This window comes from Saccharothrix sp. CB00851 (assembly GCF_001905065.1).
GTDB lineage: Bacteria > Actinomycetota > Actinomycetes > Mycobacteriales > Pseudonocardiaceae > Actinosynnema.
Genome location: NZ_LWLC01000065.1, coordinates 105,486 through 120,889, shown reverse-complemented (window position 1 = coordinate 120,889; position 15,404 = coordinate 105,486). Strand labels below are relative to the sequence as shown.

General features: G+C 71.9%; 17 protein-coding genes. 4 read left to right on the top strand and 13 right to left on the bottom strand.

Going from position 1 to position 15,404, the window contains the following annotated elements; translation table 11 throughout:
• Window positions 1–12 precede the first annotated feature (12 nt).
• The 5 genes from A6A25_RS40300 to A6A25_RS40280 form a co-directional block, all read right to left on the bottom strand.
• Complete coding sequence (locus tag A6A25_RS40300; RefSeq protein ID WP_073899619.1) at window positions 13–942, bottom strand: hypothetical protein; 930 nt, start codon at window positions 940–942, stop codon at window positions 13–15.
• A 189-nt stretch (window positions 943–1,131) separates the two neighbouring features.
• A complete protein-coding gene (locus A6A25_RS40295) occupies window positions 1,132–1,392 on the bottom strand; it encodes a hypothetical protein (protein WP_073899617.1) in 261 nt (86 codons plus the stop codon).
• A gap of 84 nt (window positions 1,393–1,476) precedes the next feature.
• On the bottom strand, window positions 1,477–2,118 hold the full coding sequence (locus A6A25_RS40290) for a Crp/Fnr family transcriptional regulator (RefSeq protein ID WP_083669064.1): 642 nt from the start codon (window positions 2,116–2,118) through the stop codon (window positions 1,477–1,479).
• A gap of 68 nt (window positions 2,119–2,186) precedes the next feature.
• Complete coding sequence (locus tag A6A25_RS40285) at window positions 2,187–3,488, bottom strand: DNA polymerase IV (RefSeq protein WP_143193726.1); 1,302 nt, start codon at window positions 3,486–3,488, stop codon at window positions 2,187–2,189.
• Between the two features lie 38 nt (window positions 3,489–3,526).
• A complete protein-coding gene (locus A6A25_RS40280) occupies window positions 3,527–4,627 on the bottom strand; it encodes an amidohydrolase family protein (protein ID WP_073899615.1) in 1,101 nt (366 codons plus the stop codon).
• A 36-nt stretch (window positions 4,628–4,663) separates the two neighbouring features.
• Between A6A25_RS40280 and A6A25_RS40275 the strand changes: the two genes are divergently transcribed.
• Window positions 4,664–5,995 carry a glutamine synthetase family protein gene (locus A6A25_RS40275; protein WP_073899613.1) on the top strand — a complete coding sequence of 444 codons (1,332 nt, stop codon included), beginning with the start codon at window positions 4,664–4,666 and terminating at the stop codon, window positions 5,993–5,995.
• An 18-nt stretch (window positions 5,996–6,013) separates the two neighbouring features.
• Here the strand turns inward: A6A25_RS40275 and shbA are convergent, their stop codons facing one another.
• From shbA to A6A25_RS40260, 3 genes are all read right to left on the bottom strand, one after another.
• The gene (gene shbA / locus A6A25_RS40270) at window positions 6,014–6,568 is read right to left on the bottom strand and encodes an RNA polymerase sigma factor ShbA (protein WP_380734880.1); all 555 of its coding nucleotides are present in this window, start codon (window positions 6,566–6,568) and stop codon (window positions 6,014–6,016) included.
• A 267-nt stretch (window positions 6,569–6,835) separates the two neighbouring features.
• Window positions 6,836–7,426 carry a sigma-70 family RNA polymerase sigma factor gene (locus A6A25_RS40265; protein ID WP_073899611.1) on the bottom strand — a complete coding sequence of 197 codons (591 nt, stop codon included), beginning with the start codon at window positions 7,424–7,426 and terminating at the stop codon, window positions 6,836–6,838.
• Window positions 7,427–7,504: 78 nt separating this feature from the next.
• Window positions 7,505–8,227, bottom strand: coding sequence for a class I SAM-dependent methyltransferase (locus A6A25_RS40260; protein WP_073899609.1), 723 nt, complete (start codon window positions 8,225–8,227; stop codon window positions 7,505–7,507).
• Window positions 8,228–8,261: 34 nt separating this feature from the next.
• On the opposite strand from A6A25_RS40260, the gene A6A25_RS40255 reads away from it, so the two are divergent.
• Genes A6A25_RS40255 through A6A25_RS40245 form a run of 3 tightly spaced genes read left to right on the top strand, consistent with a single transcriptional unit; the run spans window position 8,262 to window position 10,935 of the window.
• A complete protein-coding gene (locus A6A25_RS40255; protein ID WP_073899607.1) occupies window positions 8,262–9,098 on the top strand; it encodes a ParA family protein in 837 nt (278 codons plus the stop codon).
• Window positions 9,099–9,107: 9 nt separating this feature from the next.
• Window positions 9,108–9,902, top strand: a complete 795-nt coding sequence (locus A6A25_RS40250; protein ID WP_073899606.1) for a DNA-formamidopyrimidine glycosylase family protein — start codon at window positions 9,108–9,110, stop codon at window positions 9,900–9,902.
• Between the two features lie 10 nt (window positions 9,903–9,912).
• Window positions 9,913–10,935 (top strand): quinone-dependent dihydroorotate dehydrogenase, encoded by a 1,023-nt coding sequence (locus A6A25_RS40245; protein ID WP_073899604.1) that lies wholly within the window; start codon window positions 9,913–9,915, stop codon window positions 10,933–10,935.
• Here the strand turns inward: A6A25_RS40245 and A6A25_RS40240 are convergent.
• The 5 genes from A6A25_RS40240 to A6A25_RS40220 form a co-directional block, all read right to left on the bottom strand.
• Window positions 10,932–12,176, bottom strand: coding sequence for a uracil-xanthine permease family protein (locus tag A6A25_RS40240; RefSeq protein WP_073899602.1), 1,245 nt, complete (start codon window positions 12,174–12,176; stop codon window positions 10,932–10,934). The two genes, A6A25_RS40245 and A6A25_RS40240, sit on opposite strands and share 4 nt — an antisense overlap.
• Window positions 12,177–12,395: 219 nt before the next feature.
• On the bottom strand, window positions 12,396–13,172 hold the full coding sequence (pspM, locus tag A6A25_RS40235; protein WP_073899600.1) for a phage shock envelope stress response protein PspM: 777 nt from the start codon (window positions 13,170–13,172) through the stop codon (window positions 12,396–12,398).
• A 16-nt stretch (window positions 13,173–13,188) separates the two neighbouring features.
• Window positions 13,189–14,052: a PspA/IM30 family protein gene (locus A6A25_RS40230; RefSeq protein ID WP_073899598.1), complete on the bottom strand. Its 864-nt coding sequence runs from the start codon at window positions 14,050–14,052 to the stop codon at window positions 13,189–13,191.
• 285 nt (window positions 14,053–14,337) lie between these two features.
• Entirely contained in the window at window positions 14,338–14,763 is a 426-nt protein-coding gene (locus tag A6A25_RS40225; RefSeq protein WP_073899596.1) for a helix-turn-helix domain-containing protein, read from the bottom strand.
• A gap of 156 nt (window positions 14,764–14,919) precedes the next feature.
• Entirely contained in the window at window positions 14,920–15,393 is a 474-nt protein-coding gene (locus A6A25_RS40220; RefSeq protein WP_073899594.1) for a CinA family protein, read from the bottom strand.
• Window positions 15,394–15,404 lie beyond the last annotated feature (11 nt).

The following is a 15,404-nucleotide window of genomic DNA, read 5'->3' as shown; positions in this document are numbered from 1 at the left end:
GGTCGGGTCGGGTTAGTAGTGGGTGGAGGGGTTGTGGGGGAAGGGGTGGGTTGGGGTTATTCGGGGTCGGGGGCGGGTGGTGGCTTTGGTGGCGGCGGTCAGGAGGTCTTGGGCTACCGAGGTTGGGGATTGGCGGAGGCGGGTCGGCGTGGTGTGCAGGACGACGGCGCCGGCGGCGGCGAGGAGGTCCGACCTCGGGGTCGGGGTGTTGAACTGCCAGGCCAGGGCTCGGTCGTTCCACCAGGCGTCGGCGATGCCCAGGGGCCGGCCATCAGGGGTGGACAGGGAGACGCCCCAGGCAGGTGGTGGGAGGGGTAGGTCGTCCAGGACCGCCTTGGCCCAGGCTTGTGGCACCGAGCGGACGCCGTCGGCCAGTTCCGAGAGGACCTGCCTGGCCTCCTCGGAACCCCTGGCGAGCGGTCTGAGGTCGGCTACCGGTACGCCGCCGTGGCGGACCACCTCGGTCAGGACGGCGCGGAGGTCGTCACGGCGGTGCAGAGCCCTGGCGGCATCCACGGCCGCCCTGGCCAGTGGGACCGTCAGGAAGCCCCGGCGCAGGACCGGGTCGGGTAAACGGCGGACCCGGGTCAGGCGGACTTTCGCGGCGGGCTCCAAGGCACGGTTCACCAGGATCTGGACCGAGCCGGTGGCGGGCAGTGCGCGCAGGCCATGCAACTGGAGGGCGTCCAAACCCGTCAGCAGGGACTGAGGGCCGCCGTAACGCAGGGCCGCGCGCACCAGTTGGGCACGGGTCGGCGGAGTGCGGGCCAGGAGCAGGATGCCGGGCAGGACGTGCTGCCACGGGCCCTGCGGGCGGCAGCGGAGGGCGAGTTCCTCGCTCGGCAGGCCGAGGGCCAGCAGTTCGGAGGCGGTGGCGACGCGCTGGGGGAAGAGGCCGCCCAGGGCGTCCAGGTCGATGGTGGTGCGGTTCGTGGTTCGCATGTGTCCACCATCGACGGGTCGGGCGGGGTGGTCGATGGGAAGATCGCGAACTGTGGACAACTCCATGGGCTGTGGATAACTTCCGGACAATCCCGGCAATCGAGACGTAGAAGGGGGCCTTCCGCAGACCCGACCGTCTGCGGAAGGCCCCGGAGAACGGCAGCCACCCCTCGTTGGCCGCCGCTTGGTCTACAGGCGGACGAGGTCGTCCTCGGGGATCTCCACGTCCAGCTCGCGGCGGACGGAGCGGACGTCGCGCCAAGCGTCGTACACGGCGACCAGGCCGCCCGCGAGGACGAACGAGACGGCGAGCGCGACCACACCGTCGACATCGGACTTGACGATGATCACCACGGCCGCCCAGATCATGACGGCGGTGAAGACGAGGGTGCTGGCGAGGCGCTCGGTGAACCGCCGGCGGGACCTGGCAGGCTCCTCGATGTGGTTCATGACTCCCCCTCTGAGCTCGGCTGATGACTCATTTGTAGAGAGTCGGCAGCCCTGGTTCTGCGTCAGATGACGCACAACGCCGAATCAGTTGGTGAAGTCGTAGAGCCTGCGCACCTGGTGGATGTCGATCTTCCGCCGCCCGGTGCTGATGATGCCCTCCTCGCGCAGCACGCGCAGCACCCGCACGAGCGATTCCCGCGACGTGCCCGCGATCCCCGCGAGGTCCTCCTGGCTCAACGCGATCACGCCCTGGTCGGCGATCCCGCGTTCCAGCGCCATGTCGATGAGCACGGCGGCGACGCGCTGCGTGGCCGTGCCGCTGATCTGCATCCGCTGGCGGTCCGTGTCACGTTGCCGCGCCACCACCACGATCAGCACGGACCACGCGATGCGCGGGTACCGCTGGCACAGGCTCGCGAACGACCCGGCCGACAGCACCAGCGCCCGCACCGCGCCCAGGGCCCGCACCGTCGCCGAACGCGGCCGACCGTCCACCGCCGAACGCTCACCGACGATGTCACCCGCCCCGCGCACGGCCAGCACCTTCTCGCTGCCGTTCGCCGTGGTCGCGGTCACCCTCAGCAGGCCGCGGCGCACGACCAGCACGTGCCGCGTCACCTCGCCCTCGTGGCAGACCACCGAACCGGACAGGTAGTCGCGCTCGACACCCGTCGCCATGAGCACCTCGTGCTCGGAGGGTGTGAGCAGACCCCAGAACCGATCCACGGCTCCACTGTGCCGGGTGATCCACGCGCGGACCCCCGATCACGCCCGCGACCACCCGAACGGCTCGCTCACGGAGGTCGGGAAGCCGAATCACCCCGGTCCGGCTTGGGCTCGTTCAGCCCGGACCTGACCGGTCCCTGGTTCAGCAGCGAAGCCGGGCGGATCGCCGCCGTGCCGAACCTCGACCGCGCCTGGTCGGCCGCCTGCTCCGCCTCCCGCCAGCCGCGCTCCGGCGCGTCGAACATCAACTGCTCACCGTCGTCGCCCTCGACCAGCTGCTCGATCCGCACCCCGATCAATCGCACCGCGCCCGGCGGCACCTGCTCGTCCAGCAGGGTCGACGCCGTCTTGTAGACCTCCTGCGTCACGTCCGTCGCCACCCGCAGCGTCTTCGACCGGGTGATCGTGGTGAAGTCGGAGAACCGGACCTTGATCGACACCGTGCGCCCGCGCAGCCCTCGCGCCCGCAACGTCGCCGCCGAGCGCTCCGACAGCCGCAGCAACTCCCGGCGCAGCAGCTCCCGGTCGAAGTGGTCGACCTCGAACGTCTCCTCCGCGCCGATCGACTTCTCCCGCGTGGACGGCACCACCGGCCGGTCGTCGTGCCCCTGCGCCAACGCGTGCAGGTGCTCGGCCAACGCCACCCCGATCAGCCTGCGCAGGCGCGGCAGCGGCGTCGCCGCCACGTCCGCCACCGTCTCCAGGCCCACCCGGTCCAGGTGCTCGGCCGTCCGCTGGCCCACGCCCCACAGCGCCGACACCGGCAACGGGTGCAGGAACGACAGCACCTCGTCGCGCGGCACGACCATCAGCCCGTCCGGCTTGCACATCCCGGACGCGAGCTTGGCCAGGAACTTCGTCGGCGCCGCGCCCACGGAGCAGGTGATCCCGTGCGCCTGCTCCACCTGCTCCCGGATCAGGTTCGCGATCTGCGCCGGGGTGCGGCGCATCCGCTTCAACGCGCCGCTGACGTCCAGGAAAGCCTCGTCCAGGCTCAACGGCTCCACCAGCGGGGTGATGTCGCGGAAGATCGCCATCACCCCGCGCGAGACCTCCTGGTAGCGGGTGAAGTTCGGCGACACGAACACCGCGTGCGGCGCGAGCCTGCGCGCGTGCGAGGTCGGCATGGCGGAGCGCACGCCGAACTCGCGGGCGATGTAGTTGGCCGACGCGACCACGCCCCGGTTCGCCGTGCCACCCACCACCACGGGCTTGCGCGCCAACTCCGGCCGGTCGCGGATCTCGACCGACGCGTAGAAGGCGTCCATGTCCACGTGCAGCATCGTGCAGCCGGTGTCGTCCGGCCAGACGTCGCCACGGGCGCGGAAGCGATCGACCAGACCGCGCGGCAGGTTGGCGCTACGGCCCACGACCACCCCCGTCCAGAGCCGAACACCCGTTCGAGACTCTACTCCAAGCGGTAGGCCCGCTGCGCGTTCTCCCACCCGATCAGGTGAGCGATCCGTTCCGCGTCCGCCTGGGCCAGAGCATGCTCCCGCAGGCCCGCCGCCAGGAAGTCCGAGAGCGCCCGGCGGAAGAACACCGCGCCGAGGTAGTACACCTCGGCCAGCGCGAACGCGTCGGTGGAGAACAGGAACTTCCCGAACGGCACGATCTCCAGCGCCTCGGTCAGCACCCGGCGCGCCTGGTGCGCCACCGCGTGCGTGGCCAGGCCCACGTCCACGAACACGTGCGGGAACACCTGCGCCAGGTACCCGGCGTTGCGGTGGAACGGGTAGTTGTGCAGCAGCATGATCGGCACGCCGAGCGGCGCCGTGGCCCGCAGCAGGTCCGTGAGCAGCAACGGGTCGCACTTGTGCAGCGACAGGTCCGCGTCGCCGAAGCCGACGTGGAACTGCACGGGCAGCCCGCGGTCCAGCGCCTCCCACACCAGGAACCGGCTGATCACCTCGTCCGCGCACCGGGTCGAACCGGAGGTCAGCCACTGGTCGGCCGCCGCTACGACCTCGGCGTCCGAGGGTCGTGCCGGGTCCAGTTCCAGCCCCACCCGGTAGGCCGCGATCGACTTCGCCGCGACCGCCGACGAGGAGTCCAACGCCTCCCGCACCCGTGCCGGGAACCCGGTGGCGCCCTCGGGCACCACGTCCTCCGCCAACCGCTCCAGCCGCAGCACGAGATGTTCACGCGAACCGGTGAACGTGCCCGGCCCCGCGAAGCCCTCCGGCCACGTGCCGCGGTCCACCAGGAACGTCGAGATCTCCGCCGCCGACACCAACGTCCGGTTCACCTCGGCCGCACCGAGCGAGCGCCGCCTCGCGACGTACTCCTCGGCCGGCGCGAGGGGCGGCAGATCCAGCAAAGGCGCACACCAGCGCCGTACCGCGAGCCCCAACGACGAGTCGAACAACGACGTGCCCAAGGGCGACCGGGACTCCGCCTCGGTCAGGTTCGACTCGAAGCCGTCCCGGTCCAGGTCGGTGCCCAGCACACCGTGGCAGTGGTGGTCCACGAGGCGCAGCGACGCCACACAAGGCAGCAACTGGTCCACTTGTTGAACAGTAGTGACCTGGTGTAGCCACGCCAGATGGACACAGCCGAGCGGGAGCACCGGCGCGCGCTCGCGGCCGAACTGGTGGACGACCTGCTGGAGCAGGACGTGGTGGCGGTCGCGTTGACCTGGGTCGACCACAGCGGCATCACGAGGGTGAAGTCCGTGCCGCTCGCGGGGCTGCCCAGAGCCGCCGCGGACGGCGTCGGCGCGTCGCCGGTGTTCGACGCGTTCCTGCTGGACGACACGATCGTCACCGGGCGGCACGCGGGCGGTCCCGTCGGCGACCTGCGGTTGCGCCCGGACCTGGACCGGCTCACCGTGCTCGCGGGCCAGCCGGGCTGGGCGTGGGCACCGGCCGACCGCTTCGACCAGCACGGCGAGCCGCACCCGCAGGACGAGCGCGGCCTGGCGCGGGCGGTGGCCGACCGGCTCACCGTGCACGGCTACGAGGTCCAAGCGGGCTTCGAGGTGGAGTGGGTCGTCGGCCAGGGCGACACCGACGAGTTCCGGTCCGCCACCACCGGGCCCGCGTACGGCCACGCGCGCCAGGTCGAGCTGTCGGACTACGCGGCTGACCTGCTGGCGGCGTTGGCCGAGCAGGACGTCGAGGTGCTGCAGTTCCACCCCGAGTACGCCCCGGGCCAGTTCGAGCTGTCCACCACACCCGAGGACCCGGTGCACGCGGCGGACACGTCGGTGCTGGTCAGGGAGACGGTCCGGGCCATCACGCTGCGGCACGGCATGCGCGCGTCGTTCTCGCCGAAGGTCACCGCCGACGGCGTGGGCAACGGCGGCCACCTGCACCTGAGCCTGTGGCGCGACGGCCGCAACCTGTTCGACGGTGGTGAGGGCTGGTTCGGGTTGACCGACGACGCCGAGGCGTTCGCCGCGGGTGTGCTGCGGCGGCTGCCCGCGCTGTGCGCGATCGGTGTCCCGTCGGTGGCGGGTTACCTGCGGCTGGTGCCGCGGAGCTGGGCGGGCGCGTTCGCCGTGTGGGGCCTGGAGAACCGGGAGGCGGCGCTGCGCCTGGTCACGGGTCGTGACCTGGAGGTCAAGTGCTACGACCTGGCGGCGAACCCGTACCTCGTGGTGGCGGCCACGATGGCGGCGGGGCTGGCCGGGATCGTGGACCGGGCGCGGCTGCCCGAGCCGGTCGGCGTCGACCCGGCCGGTCTGCCGGACGCCGAGCGCCTGCCGACGTGCCTGGAGGAGGCCGTGGCGGCGTTCGAGGCGGACGAGGTGCTGACCGAGGCGTTCGGCGCGGAGTTCGCCGCGACCATCGTCGACGTGCGGCGCGGCGAGATCGCCCGGTTCGCCGACTGCTCACCGGAGGAGATCGCCGCGCTGACCCGCTGGCGGCACTGAGCCACCGCCCGGGAACCGTCACCCGCCGTGCCGGACCTCGTCCAACGCCTTGCGCAACCGGGTCAGGGCGCGGTGCTGGGCGACGCGCACCGCGCCGGGCGTCGACCCGACCGCCACCGCGGTCTCCTCGGCGGACAGGCCGAGGACGACGCGCAGCACCAGGATCTCCCGCTGCCGGTCCGGCAGGACGTCGAGCAGCCGCCCCATCCGCTCGGACAGCTCACCCTGCAACGCCCGCAGCTCGGGTCCCGGCTCGACGCCCGCGCTGTCGGGCAGCTCCGGCACGGACTCGGCCCGGTTGCGCGCCGCCGCGCGGTGCGCGTCGGCGACCTTGTGCGCCGCGATCCCGTACACGAACGCCAGGAACGGCCTGCCCTGCTCCCGGTAGTTGGGCAGCGCCTTCAGCACGGCCAGGCAGACCTCCTGGGCCACGTCCTCCGCCGACGCCGACGACCGCTGGCCGTGCCCGACCCTGGCCCGGCAGTACTTCACGATCGCGGGCCTGATCTCGGCCAGCAACGCCTCGGTCGACCGCCGGTCACCGCGGACCGCCCCTTCGACGTACGACTCCACCCCTCCTTCCCCTCGTGCCGGTGAGGAGGACGCCACGTCCTCGCACTGCACGGACACCAACGACCTCCCCGCATCACCGCGAACTCGCGGCACACCCGAAAACCCAACCGCCACTGCTGTCATCACGAGCTCCTCGGCGTCCGCGCGCTGGACGACCATCGGGGGCACATGCGAACGCGACGCCGGTCCCACGCGGGGATGACGCGACTCACAGAAAGTTACCCTGAATGGCGGCGTTTGGACACCGATCGGACTAATAAACCGGCCCTATCGATTGCGCTGGGTAACCAACGGCCGTTCCAGCTCGCGTCGGAGCCGAGTCAGCGCCCGGTGCTGCGCGACGCGGACGGCGCCGGGCGTGGCATCGACGGCGTCGGCGGTCTGGTCGGCGCTCAGCCCGACCACGACTCGCAGCACCAGGATCTCCCGCTGCTTGTCCGGCAGCAGCCGCAGCAGCTCGCCGATCCGCCGCGACAGCTCCACCCGCAACGCCGACTGCTCGGGGCCGACGTGCTCGTCGTCCGGCGCGTCGGGCAGCTCCGGCACCGGCTCGGCGCGGTTGCGCAACGCCGCACGGTGCGCGTCGGCGACCTTGTGCGCCGCGATCCCGTACACGAACGCCAGGAACGGCCGACCGTGGTCCTGGTACGTCGGCAAGGCGGTCAACAGCGCCAGGCACACTTCCTGCGCCACGTCGTCGGCCGACGCGGACGACCGCTCCCGCCTGCCCACGCGGGCGCGGCAGTAGCGCACCACCAGCGGGCGGACGGCGGCCAGCAGCGACGCGACGGCCCGGCGGTCACCGGCGACGGCGGCGCGCACGTGGTCGTCCAGCTCCTCGGGCGCGAGCGCGGCCATCAGCCGGCCCCGGCTAAGTGCGGGTCTCCCATGGCGAGTCCTCTGCGGTAGGCGGCGGAGGACTCCGTTCTACCGCACTCAGGCGGGCTTTCGGCCCAGGACGTGCAACCGGGCGGCCACATCGCGCAGCGGCGAGCGGGTGGACGCGGCCAGCTCCAGCTCGGCCAACGCCTCCGCGGCACCCGGGCTGCTCTCCAACACCGAGCCCGGCACCAGGTCCGACACCACGCCGTGACCCTGGACCGCCTCCACCTTCAGCCCCGCGGCCAGCACCAGCGCCTCCAGCCCGACCACGTCGAACCGGCGCAGCAGCGGGTCGCGGGTGTCGGTGAGCTGACCGGCCTCGTCGTCCAGCAGCCGGCGCGCGTCGACCAGCCGACCGGCGATCGCCCGGTGCAGCACGGCCGCGTACCGGTTCGCCACCAGCAGCGACACGGCGCCGCCCGGGGTCGCGGCGGCGGCCAGCGCGGCCAGCGCGGCACCGGCGTCGTCCACGACCTCCAGCAGCCCGTGCCCCAGCACGAGGTCCGCCGAACCGTCCCGGTCCAACGCGTCGGTGTCGCCCTGGATCGCGGTGACCCGGTCCAGCACGCCCTCGTCGGCCGCACGGCGGTGCAACGTCGCCAGCGCGTCCGGGCTCGGGTCGATCACGGTCACCGAGCACCCGGCCACGGCCAGCGGCACGGCCCACACGCCGCTGCCACCGCCGACGTCGAGCACGCGCGGCGGTTCACCGCCCCGGCGGTCGCGCGCGGCGGCCAGCTCGGCGTCGAGCACCCTGTGTACGGCGTCCGGTCGCATGGACGTAGAGCGTAAGGGCCGTAGGCTGCACTACGTGCATACGGTGGCGGTGCTCAGCCTCAAGGGTGGCGTTGGTAAGACGACGGTCGCGCTCGGTCTGGCGTCGGCGGCGCTGCGACGCGGTGTCCGCACGCTGGTCATCGACCTCGATCCGCAGTGCAACGCCACTTCCACGCTCGAACCCGACGACACCGAGGCCAGCATCTACGACGTGCTGCAGGATCCGAGCCGCGACACGCTGGACAAGGCGATCGCGCCCAGCGCGTGGGGCGACGGCGTGGACGTGCTGGCCGGTTCGGAGGACGCGGAGTCGCTGAACCACCCCGACCCGGGCGAGACGCGGCTGGGCAGGCTGCGCGAGGCGTTGCGGCTGTTGCAGGACGACGAGGAGCCCTACCAGCTGGTGCTGCTGGACTGCCCGCCGTCGCTGGGTCAGCTGACCCGGTCGGCGCTGGTCGCGGCGGACCGCGCGCTGCTGGTGACCGAGCCCACGATGTTCGCGGTCGCGGGTGTGCAGCGGGCGTTCGAGGCGGTGCAGGCCGAGCGTGAGCACAACGAGGACCTGCAGCCGTTGGGCGTGGTGGTGAACCGGGTGCGGCCGAGGTCGCACGAGCACCAGTTCCGCATCGACGAGCTGCGCGACATCTTCGGCCCGCTGGTGATGCCGGTGGCGTTGCCGGACCGGCTCGCGGTGCAGCAGGCGCAGGGCGCGTGCATGCCGATCCACGAGTGGGGCACGCCGGGCGCGCGCGAGGTGGCGTTGGCGTTCAACCTGCTGCTGGCGCGGATACTGCGGATCAGCCGGAGCAGACGCCGGGCCGTGCACCACGACTTCGACGACGAGGAGATCGGGGAAGCGGTGGACGCGTGAGCGGGCTCCGTGCCCGAGGGTGACACCGTCTTCCTGGCCGGGCACCGCCTGAACGAGGCGCTGGCCGGTCGCAGGCTCGTGCGCGGCGAGATCCGCCATCCCAAGTGGGCCACCGCCGACCTGAGCGGGCGGGACGTGCTCGCGGTGCGTTCGGTCGGCAAGCACCTGTTCACCCGGTTCTCCGGTGACCTGAGCCTGCACAGCCACTTCCGGATGGACGGCGCGTGGCACCTCTACCGGCCCGGCGAGCGCTGGAAGCGGCCCGGGCACCAGGTGCGGGCGCTGCTGGAGGTGCCGGACCGGGTGGCGGTGGGGTTCGCGCTGCACGACCTGGAACTGCTGCCGACCGACCAGGAGTCGCGGCTGGTCGGGCACCTGGGGCCGGACCTGCTGGGCGACTGGGACGACTCCCGGGCCGCCGAGGCGGTCGCGCGGCTGGTCGCGGACCCGGGCCGGGAGCTGGGGCTTGCCCTGCTGGACCAGCGCGTGATGGCCGGTGTGGGGAACCTCTACAAGGCCGAGGTGTGCTTCCTGCTCGGCGTCTCGCCGTGGAGCCCGGTGTCGGCCGTTGATCCGGCGGAGGCGGTGCGGCTGGCCCGCAAGCTGCTGCTGGCCAACGCGTGGCGCCCGGAGCAGAACACCACCGGCCTGATGGGGCGTGGCCGGCAGCACTGGGTGTTCGAACGGGGCGGCAAGCCGTGCCTGCGCTGCGGGACGAGGGTGCGCGTCGGCGGGCAGGGCGCGGGCGTGCTGGAGCGTCCCGCGTACTGGTGCCCGCGCTGCCAGCCAGGGCCGATCGCTTAGGGTTACCGCCGTGGTCTACAAGAGCGTGGTGCGCAAGGCGTTGTTCCGGATGCACGGCGGGGACGCGGAGCGGGTCCACGAGACCACCCTCGGCGCGCTGGAGAGGCTGAACCCGGCGGCGAAGCTGGTGAAGCGCAGGCCCGCCGGTGAGCGCACGGTCTTCGGCGTGCGGTTCCCCAACCCGGTCGGCCTGGCCGCTGGCCTGGACAAGAACGGCCGGGCACTGCACGCGTGGGGCGCGCTCGGGTTCGGGTTCGTCGAGGTCGGCACGGTCACCCGGCACGCGCAGCCGGGCAACCCGAAGCCGCGGCTGTTCCGGCTGCGCGACAGCGAGGCGATCATCAACCGGATGGGCTTCAACAACGACGGCGCGCTGGAGCTGGCCAACCGGCTCGACCGCCTCGGCCCGCTGTCCGTACCGCTGGGCATCAGCTTGGGCAAGTCCAAGGTCACGCCGGTCGAGGAGGCGGTGGAGGACTACCGGACCTCGCTGCGCGCGCTCTACCGGCACGGCGACTACTTCGCGATCAACATCAGCTCGCCGAACACGCCCGGCCTGCGCAGCCTGCAGGACCGCGGCGCGCTGACCGAACTGCTGTCCGCCCTCAACGCCACGGCGAGCGACCTGGCCGGCTCGAAGCCGCGCAAGCCCATCCTGGTCAAGATCGCCCCGGACCTCACCGAGCCCGCCATCGCCGAGCTGCTGGAGGTGTGCGCGGAGCACGAGGTCAGCGGCCTGATCGCGACGAACACCACGTTGTCGCGCGACGGGCTGGCCCCGGCCGACCAGCGGCTGGCGCACGAGGCGGGCGGGTTGAGCGGCCAGCCGCTGGCGGAACGGGCGCGCGAGGTGGTGTGGTTCGTCAGCCGGGAGACCGACGGCAAGCTGCCGATCATCGGAGTCGGCGGCATCGCGAGCCCGGACGACGCCAAGCGGATGCTGGACGCCGGCGCGAGCCTGATCCAGCTCTACACGGGGTTCATCTACGCGGGACCGGGCCTGGTGGCCAGGATCAACCGGGCGTTGCGCTAGAGGTTGCGGGCCGCGCGCAGCCAGCGCAGGAGCGGGTGCAGGATCACCACCAGCAGCGAGCCCCACACCAGGCCGCCCAGCTCCATGTCACCCAGCTCCAACGTCAGGTCGCCCACCCCGGCGACCAGGGCGGTGCCGCCGACCAGCGCGTTGCCCGGGTTGGTCAGGTCGACCCGGTTCTCCATCCACACCCGCACGCCGACCAGGCTGATCAGGCCGAGCAGCACGAGCGTGGCGCCGCCGACCACGCCCGCCGGGATGGTCGCGAGCACGGCGGTGACCTTCGGTGAGAACGACATCAGCACGGCGGCCACCCCGGTCACCGCGTACGCGGCGGTGGAGAAGACCTTGGTCACGCCCATGACGCCGATGTTCTCGGAGTACGTGGTGGTGCCCGACCCGCCGCCGAGCCCGGCCAGCGCGGTGGACACGCCGTTGGCGATGATCGAGTCGCCGACGTTGCCGTCGAGGTTGCGGCCGGTCAGGGCGCCGATCGCCTTGACGTGGCCGACGTTCTCCGCGACCAGCACGATCACCACCGGCAGCACCAGCAGCGTGACCGTCGGCCGCAGCTCCGGCGCGTGGAACTCGGGCAGCCCGAACCACGCGGCACGCCCCACCGCGGCCGTGTCGACCAGGTCGAGCCAGAAGCCGAGCGCCCACCCGGCGACCACGCCGATGAGCACGGAGAAGCGGAACGACAGGCCGCGGCCGAGCACGCCGCACAGCAGGATGATCCCCATCGTCACCACGGCGGGCAGCGGCTGCTGCGCGAACGAGTCGGTGGCCCGGTGCGACAGGTTGAGGCCGATCAGCACGACCACCGCGCCGGTCACCACCGGCGGCATCACGGCCTCCAGCAGCCGCACGCCCAGCGCCTTCACCGCGACCCCGATGATGATCACCAGCAGGCCGGCCGCGAGCACGCCGCCGAGCTGCGCGGCGATGCCCTCGTCGCGGGCGGCCGACAGCGGCGCGATGAACGCGAACGACGCGCCGAGGTAGCTGGGCACGCGGTTGCGGGTGATCAGCAGGAACAGCAACGTGCCGACACCGGAGAACAGCAGCGTGGTGCTGACCGGGAGACCTGTGGTGGCGGGGACGAGGATCGTGGCGCCTGCCATGGCGACCAGGTGCTGGGCGCCGAAACCGATGGTGCGCGGCCAGCTCAGCCGCTCCTGCGGCGCGATGGCGTCACCATCGGTGGGGCGGCCATCCCCGCGCACGGTCCACAACGCCACTCAATGACCTCCCCGGCGACCAGGACGGACCACGCTGTCCGACCCAGATCCTGCCACGCCAAGTAGTGGCCGCGGCTATATAACGGTCTGATAATCACACGATCGCAGCAGCGTACGCCACTGCGGCTGCGAGTTCAGCCCAACTCCGCTACGCAACGTGACGTAATCTCGGTTCGTGCAGATGGCCGCCGAGACGGCTGCGGAGATCCGCAGCGGGCGTCAGCGCGACAGTTCGCGCAACGCCGAGGCGAGGCCCGCCAGGTGGTCCGTCGCGTCACCCAGCACCTGCCGGGGGTTGGACGCGGTGCTCTCGGCGAGCACCCGACCCGCCGCGGCGACCAGGCCGCAGTAGCCGTCCACGCCCTCGTCCAGCTGCGCTCGCAGTCTTCGCACCCCTTCGACCAGCGGGGCGCGGTCCAGCGGCGGGGCGGTGTCGCGCGCCCGTTCGACGGCCTGCAGCTGCTGTGACACGGCCCGGATCGCGGACGCGGCCTCGGCGCCGGTGGCGCGGGCCTGCTCGACCGAGTCGGTGGGGATCGACGTCAACGCCGCCGAGTCGAGCTGGTGCAGCAGCTCCCGCAACGTGTCCTCGGCGTCTTCGAGCCGTTCCATCGGCTGACGCGCCACCGAGGACCGGGCGGGCAGCGGCGTGCGCACCGGCGCGGCCTGCAACTGCCGCCGTTCGGCGTCGATGCCCCTCATCCTGATGTTCGTGCGCACGGCCAGCACGGACGAGCCGGCGAAGCCGAGGGCGGCGACGACACCGACCGTGGGACCGATCACGCCCAGGATGGCGAGCGTGCCGACGGTCGTGAGCAGGGCCAGCACGATCAGCCAGAAGGTGAGCACGCGGCTCGATCGGCGATAGCGCCGATCGAGCTTCGCGCGCGGGTCGTTCCAGGCGGCGTACCGCCGTTTCACCTGGTCCGCGAGTTGCCCTTGGAGCTGGCCGCCGACGATCTGGGCGATCTCGCCGGCCACCTTCCTCGGTTCCATCGCGGACACCACCCTCTCAGCCCTGGCTCGCCGGCGGGTTCTGCTGCATCTGCTGGGTCGGCTGCGCCTGCGCCTGCTGCACCCGCTGCTGGATCTCCTGCTGGATGCTCGCGCTCGCACTGGCCGGCTGACCGCTCGTCACCTCACCGGCGACCTTGCCGCCCGCCATCGAGGCCCGGATCTGCTCCAACCGCGACTGGCCCGCCATCTCGGTGGTCGACTGCTGGACCTCCAGCATCCGGCCCTGCACCGAGTTCTGCGCCAGCTCCGCGGAACCGAGCGCGGTGGTGTACCGCTTCTCGATCTTGTCGCGGACCTCCTCCAGCGACGGCGTGTTGCCCGGCGCGGCCAGCTCGGTCATCTGGCGCAGCGAGTGCGAGACCTGCTCCTGCATCTTCGCCTGCTCGAGCTGGCTGAGCAGCTTGGTGCGCTCGGCGAGCTTGTTCTGCAGGACCATCGCGTTGCGCTCGACCGCCTGCTTGGCCTGCGTCGCCGCCTGCAACGCCTGGTCGTGCAGCGTCTTGAGGTCCTCGATGCTCTGCTCCGCGGTCACCAACTGGGTGGCGAAGCCCTGCGCGGCGTTCTCGAACTGCGTCGCCCGCTGCTCGTCACCCTTGGCGCGCGCCTCGTCGGCGAGCACGAGCGCCTGGCGTGCGGATGCCTGGAGCTTCTCCACTTCGCCGAGCTGGCGGTTGAGCTTCATCTCGAGCTGGCGCTGGTTGCCGATCACCGCGGCGGCCTGCTGGGACAGCGCCTGGTGCTGCCGCTGCGCCTCCTCGATGGCCTGCTGGATCTGCACCTTCGGGTCGGCGTGCTCGTCGATCTTGGACGAAAAAGCCGCCATGAAGTACTTCCATGCCTTCACGAAAGGGTTGGCCATCTCCTACGCCTGCCTTCTCCGCACTTCCCTGGCTCGCGCTCGTGATTGGCAACGACCCGGTGCCGGTGTTGGTTCCATCGTGTCAGTTGTCCCGCGCTGCTTCCACCGACCTGGGGAGATATCCGGGATCACCCTGAGTCACCCCCAGACTTTCGTCGGCATGGTCATCCTGCCCGCCCGCGATCGGGGGCACGCGGCGACCCCGTGGGGCGTTTGCCAAGTCGTTGCAAGCGCCGAAAGCCGAGCCGGTCGGACCGGCTCGGCTCTGGCACGTGTGCGCTGGGGTTACGCCGCCACCACCGCGTTGCGCGGCTTGCTGATCGAGGTCGACAGCCGGTGCGTCAGCATCGGCTGCAGCCGCAGGTCGGACAGGTCGTTGCCGATCACCGCGGGCACCATGGTGCCGCCTTCCAGACCCGCCGACGCGGACGCGGGCGCCCGTTCGGTGAGCTCGGCGGGGGTCGGCACGGGCTGCGTCACGGCGCCGATGTCCGAGGCGACCAGGTGCAGCAACTCCGACAGGGGCAGGTCCAACGCCTCGCAGATCGCGGCCAACAGCTCGCTGGACGCCTCCTTGCGGCCACGCTCCACCTCGGAGAGGTACCCCAGGCTGACGCGGGCGGTCCTGGAGACCTCGCGCAGCGTGCGGCGTTGGGTGGTGCGGGCATGGCGGAGCCGATCACCGATCGCCTCGCGTAGCAGCACGGTCATCGCGCGCCTCCTTCCGGCCGGCCGTGCCACCACGTTACCGACCCGTCCCGTCGACGGGCAGTGACTTCCCGACACGTCCGCCGAGGGCGAACGAGTGAACTCGTCGGTAAGTTCCCGCGTGCGCGTCCGGACGTGACGGGGAACTCGCTGCTCACATCACTCGACGGGGATCTTGAGGTGGTCGCGCAGGAGGTTCAGCACCGCCGTTGTCGATCTCTTGCGGACTTCGTCACGGTCACCACCGAGAGTGAGCGTTGCGACGGTCGACCCGGACGGACCGGACAAACCGATGTGGACGGTGCCGGGCGGGACGCCGTCCTGCGGGTCGGGGCCGGCCACGCCGGTCAGCCCGAGGCCCCACGTCGCACCGCAGCGCTCGCGTGCGCCCTCCGCGAGCTGTCGGGCCACTTCGGGGTGCACGGCGCCGTGCTCGGCCAGCAGCGCCGCGTCCACGCCCGCGAGGGTGTGCTTCAGGTCCGTGGCGTAGACCACCAGGCCGCCGCGCACCACGGCGCTGGAACCGGGCACGGAGGTCAGCTCGGCGATCACCAGGCCCGCGGTCAGGGACTCGGCCGTAGCGACCGTCTCACCGCGTGCCCTGAGGGCTTGGACGACGTCCTGAGCGCTCATGCGGCCTTGAG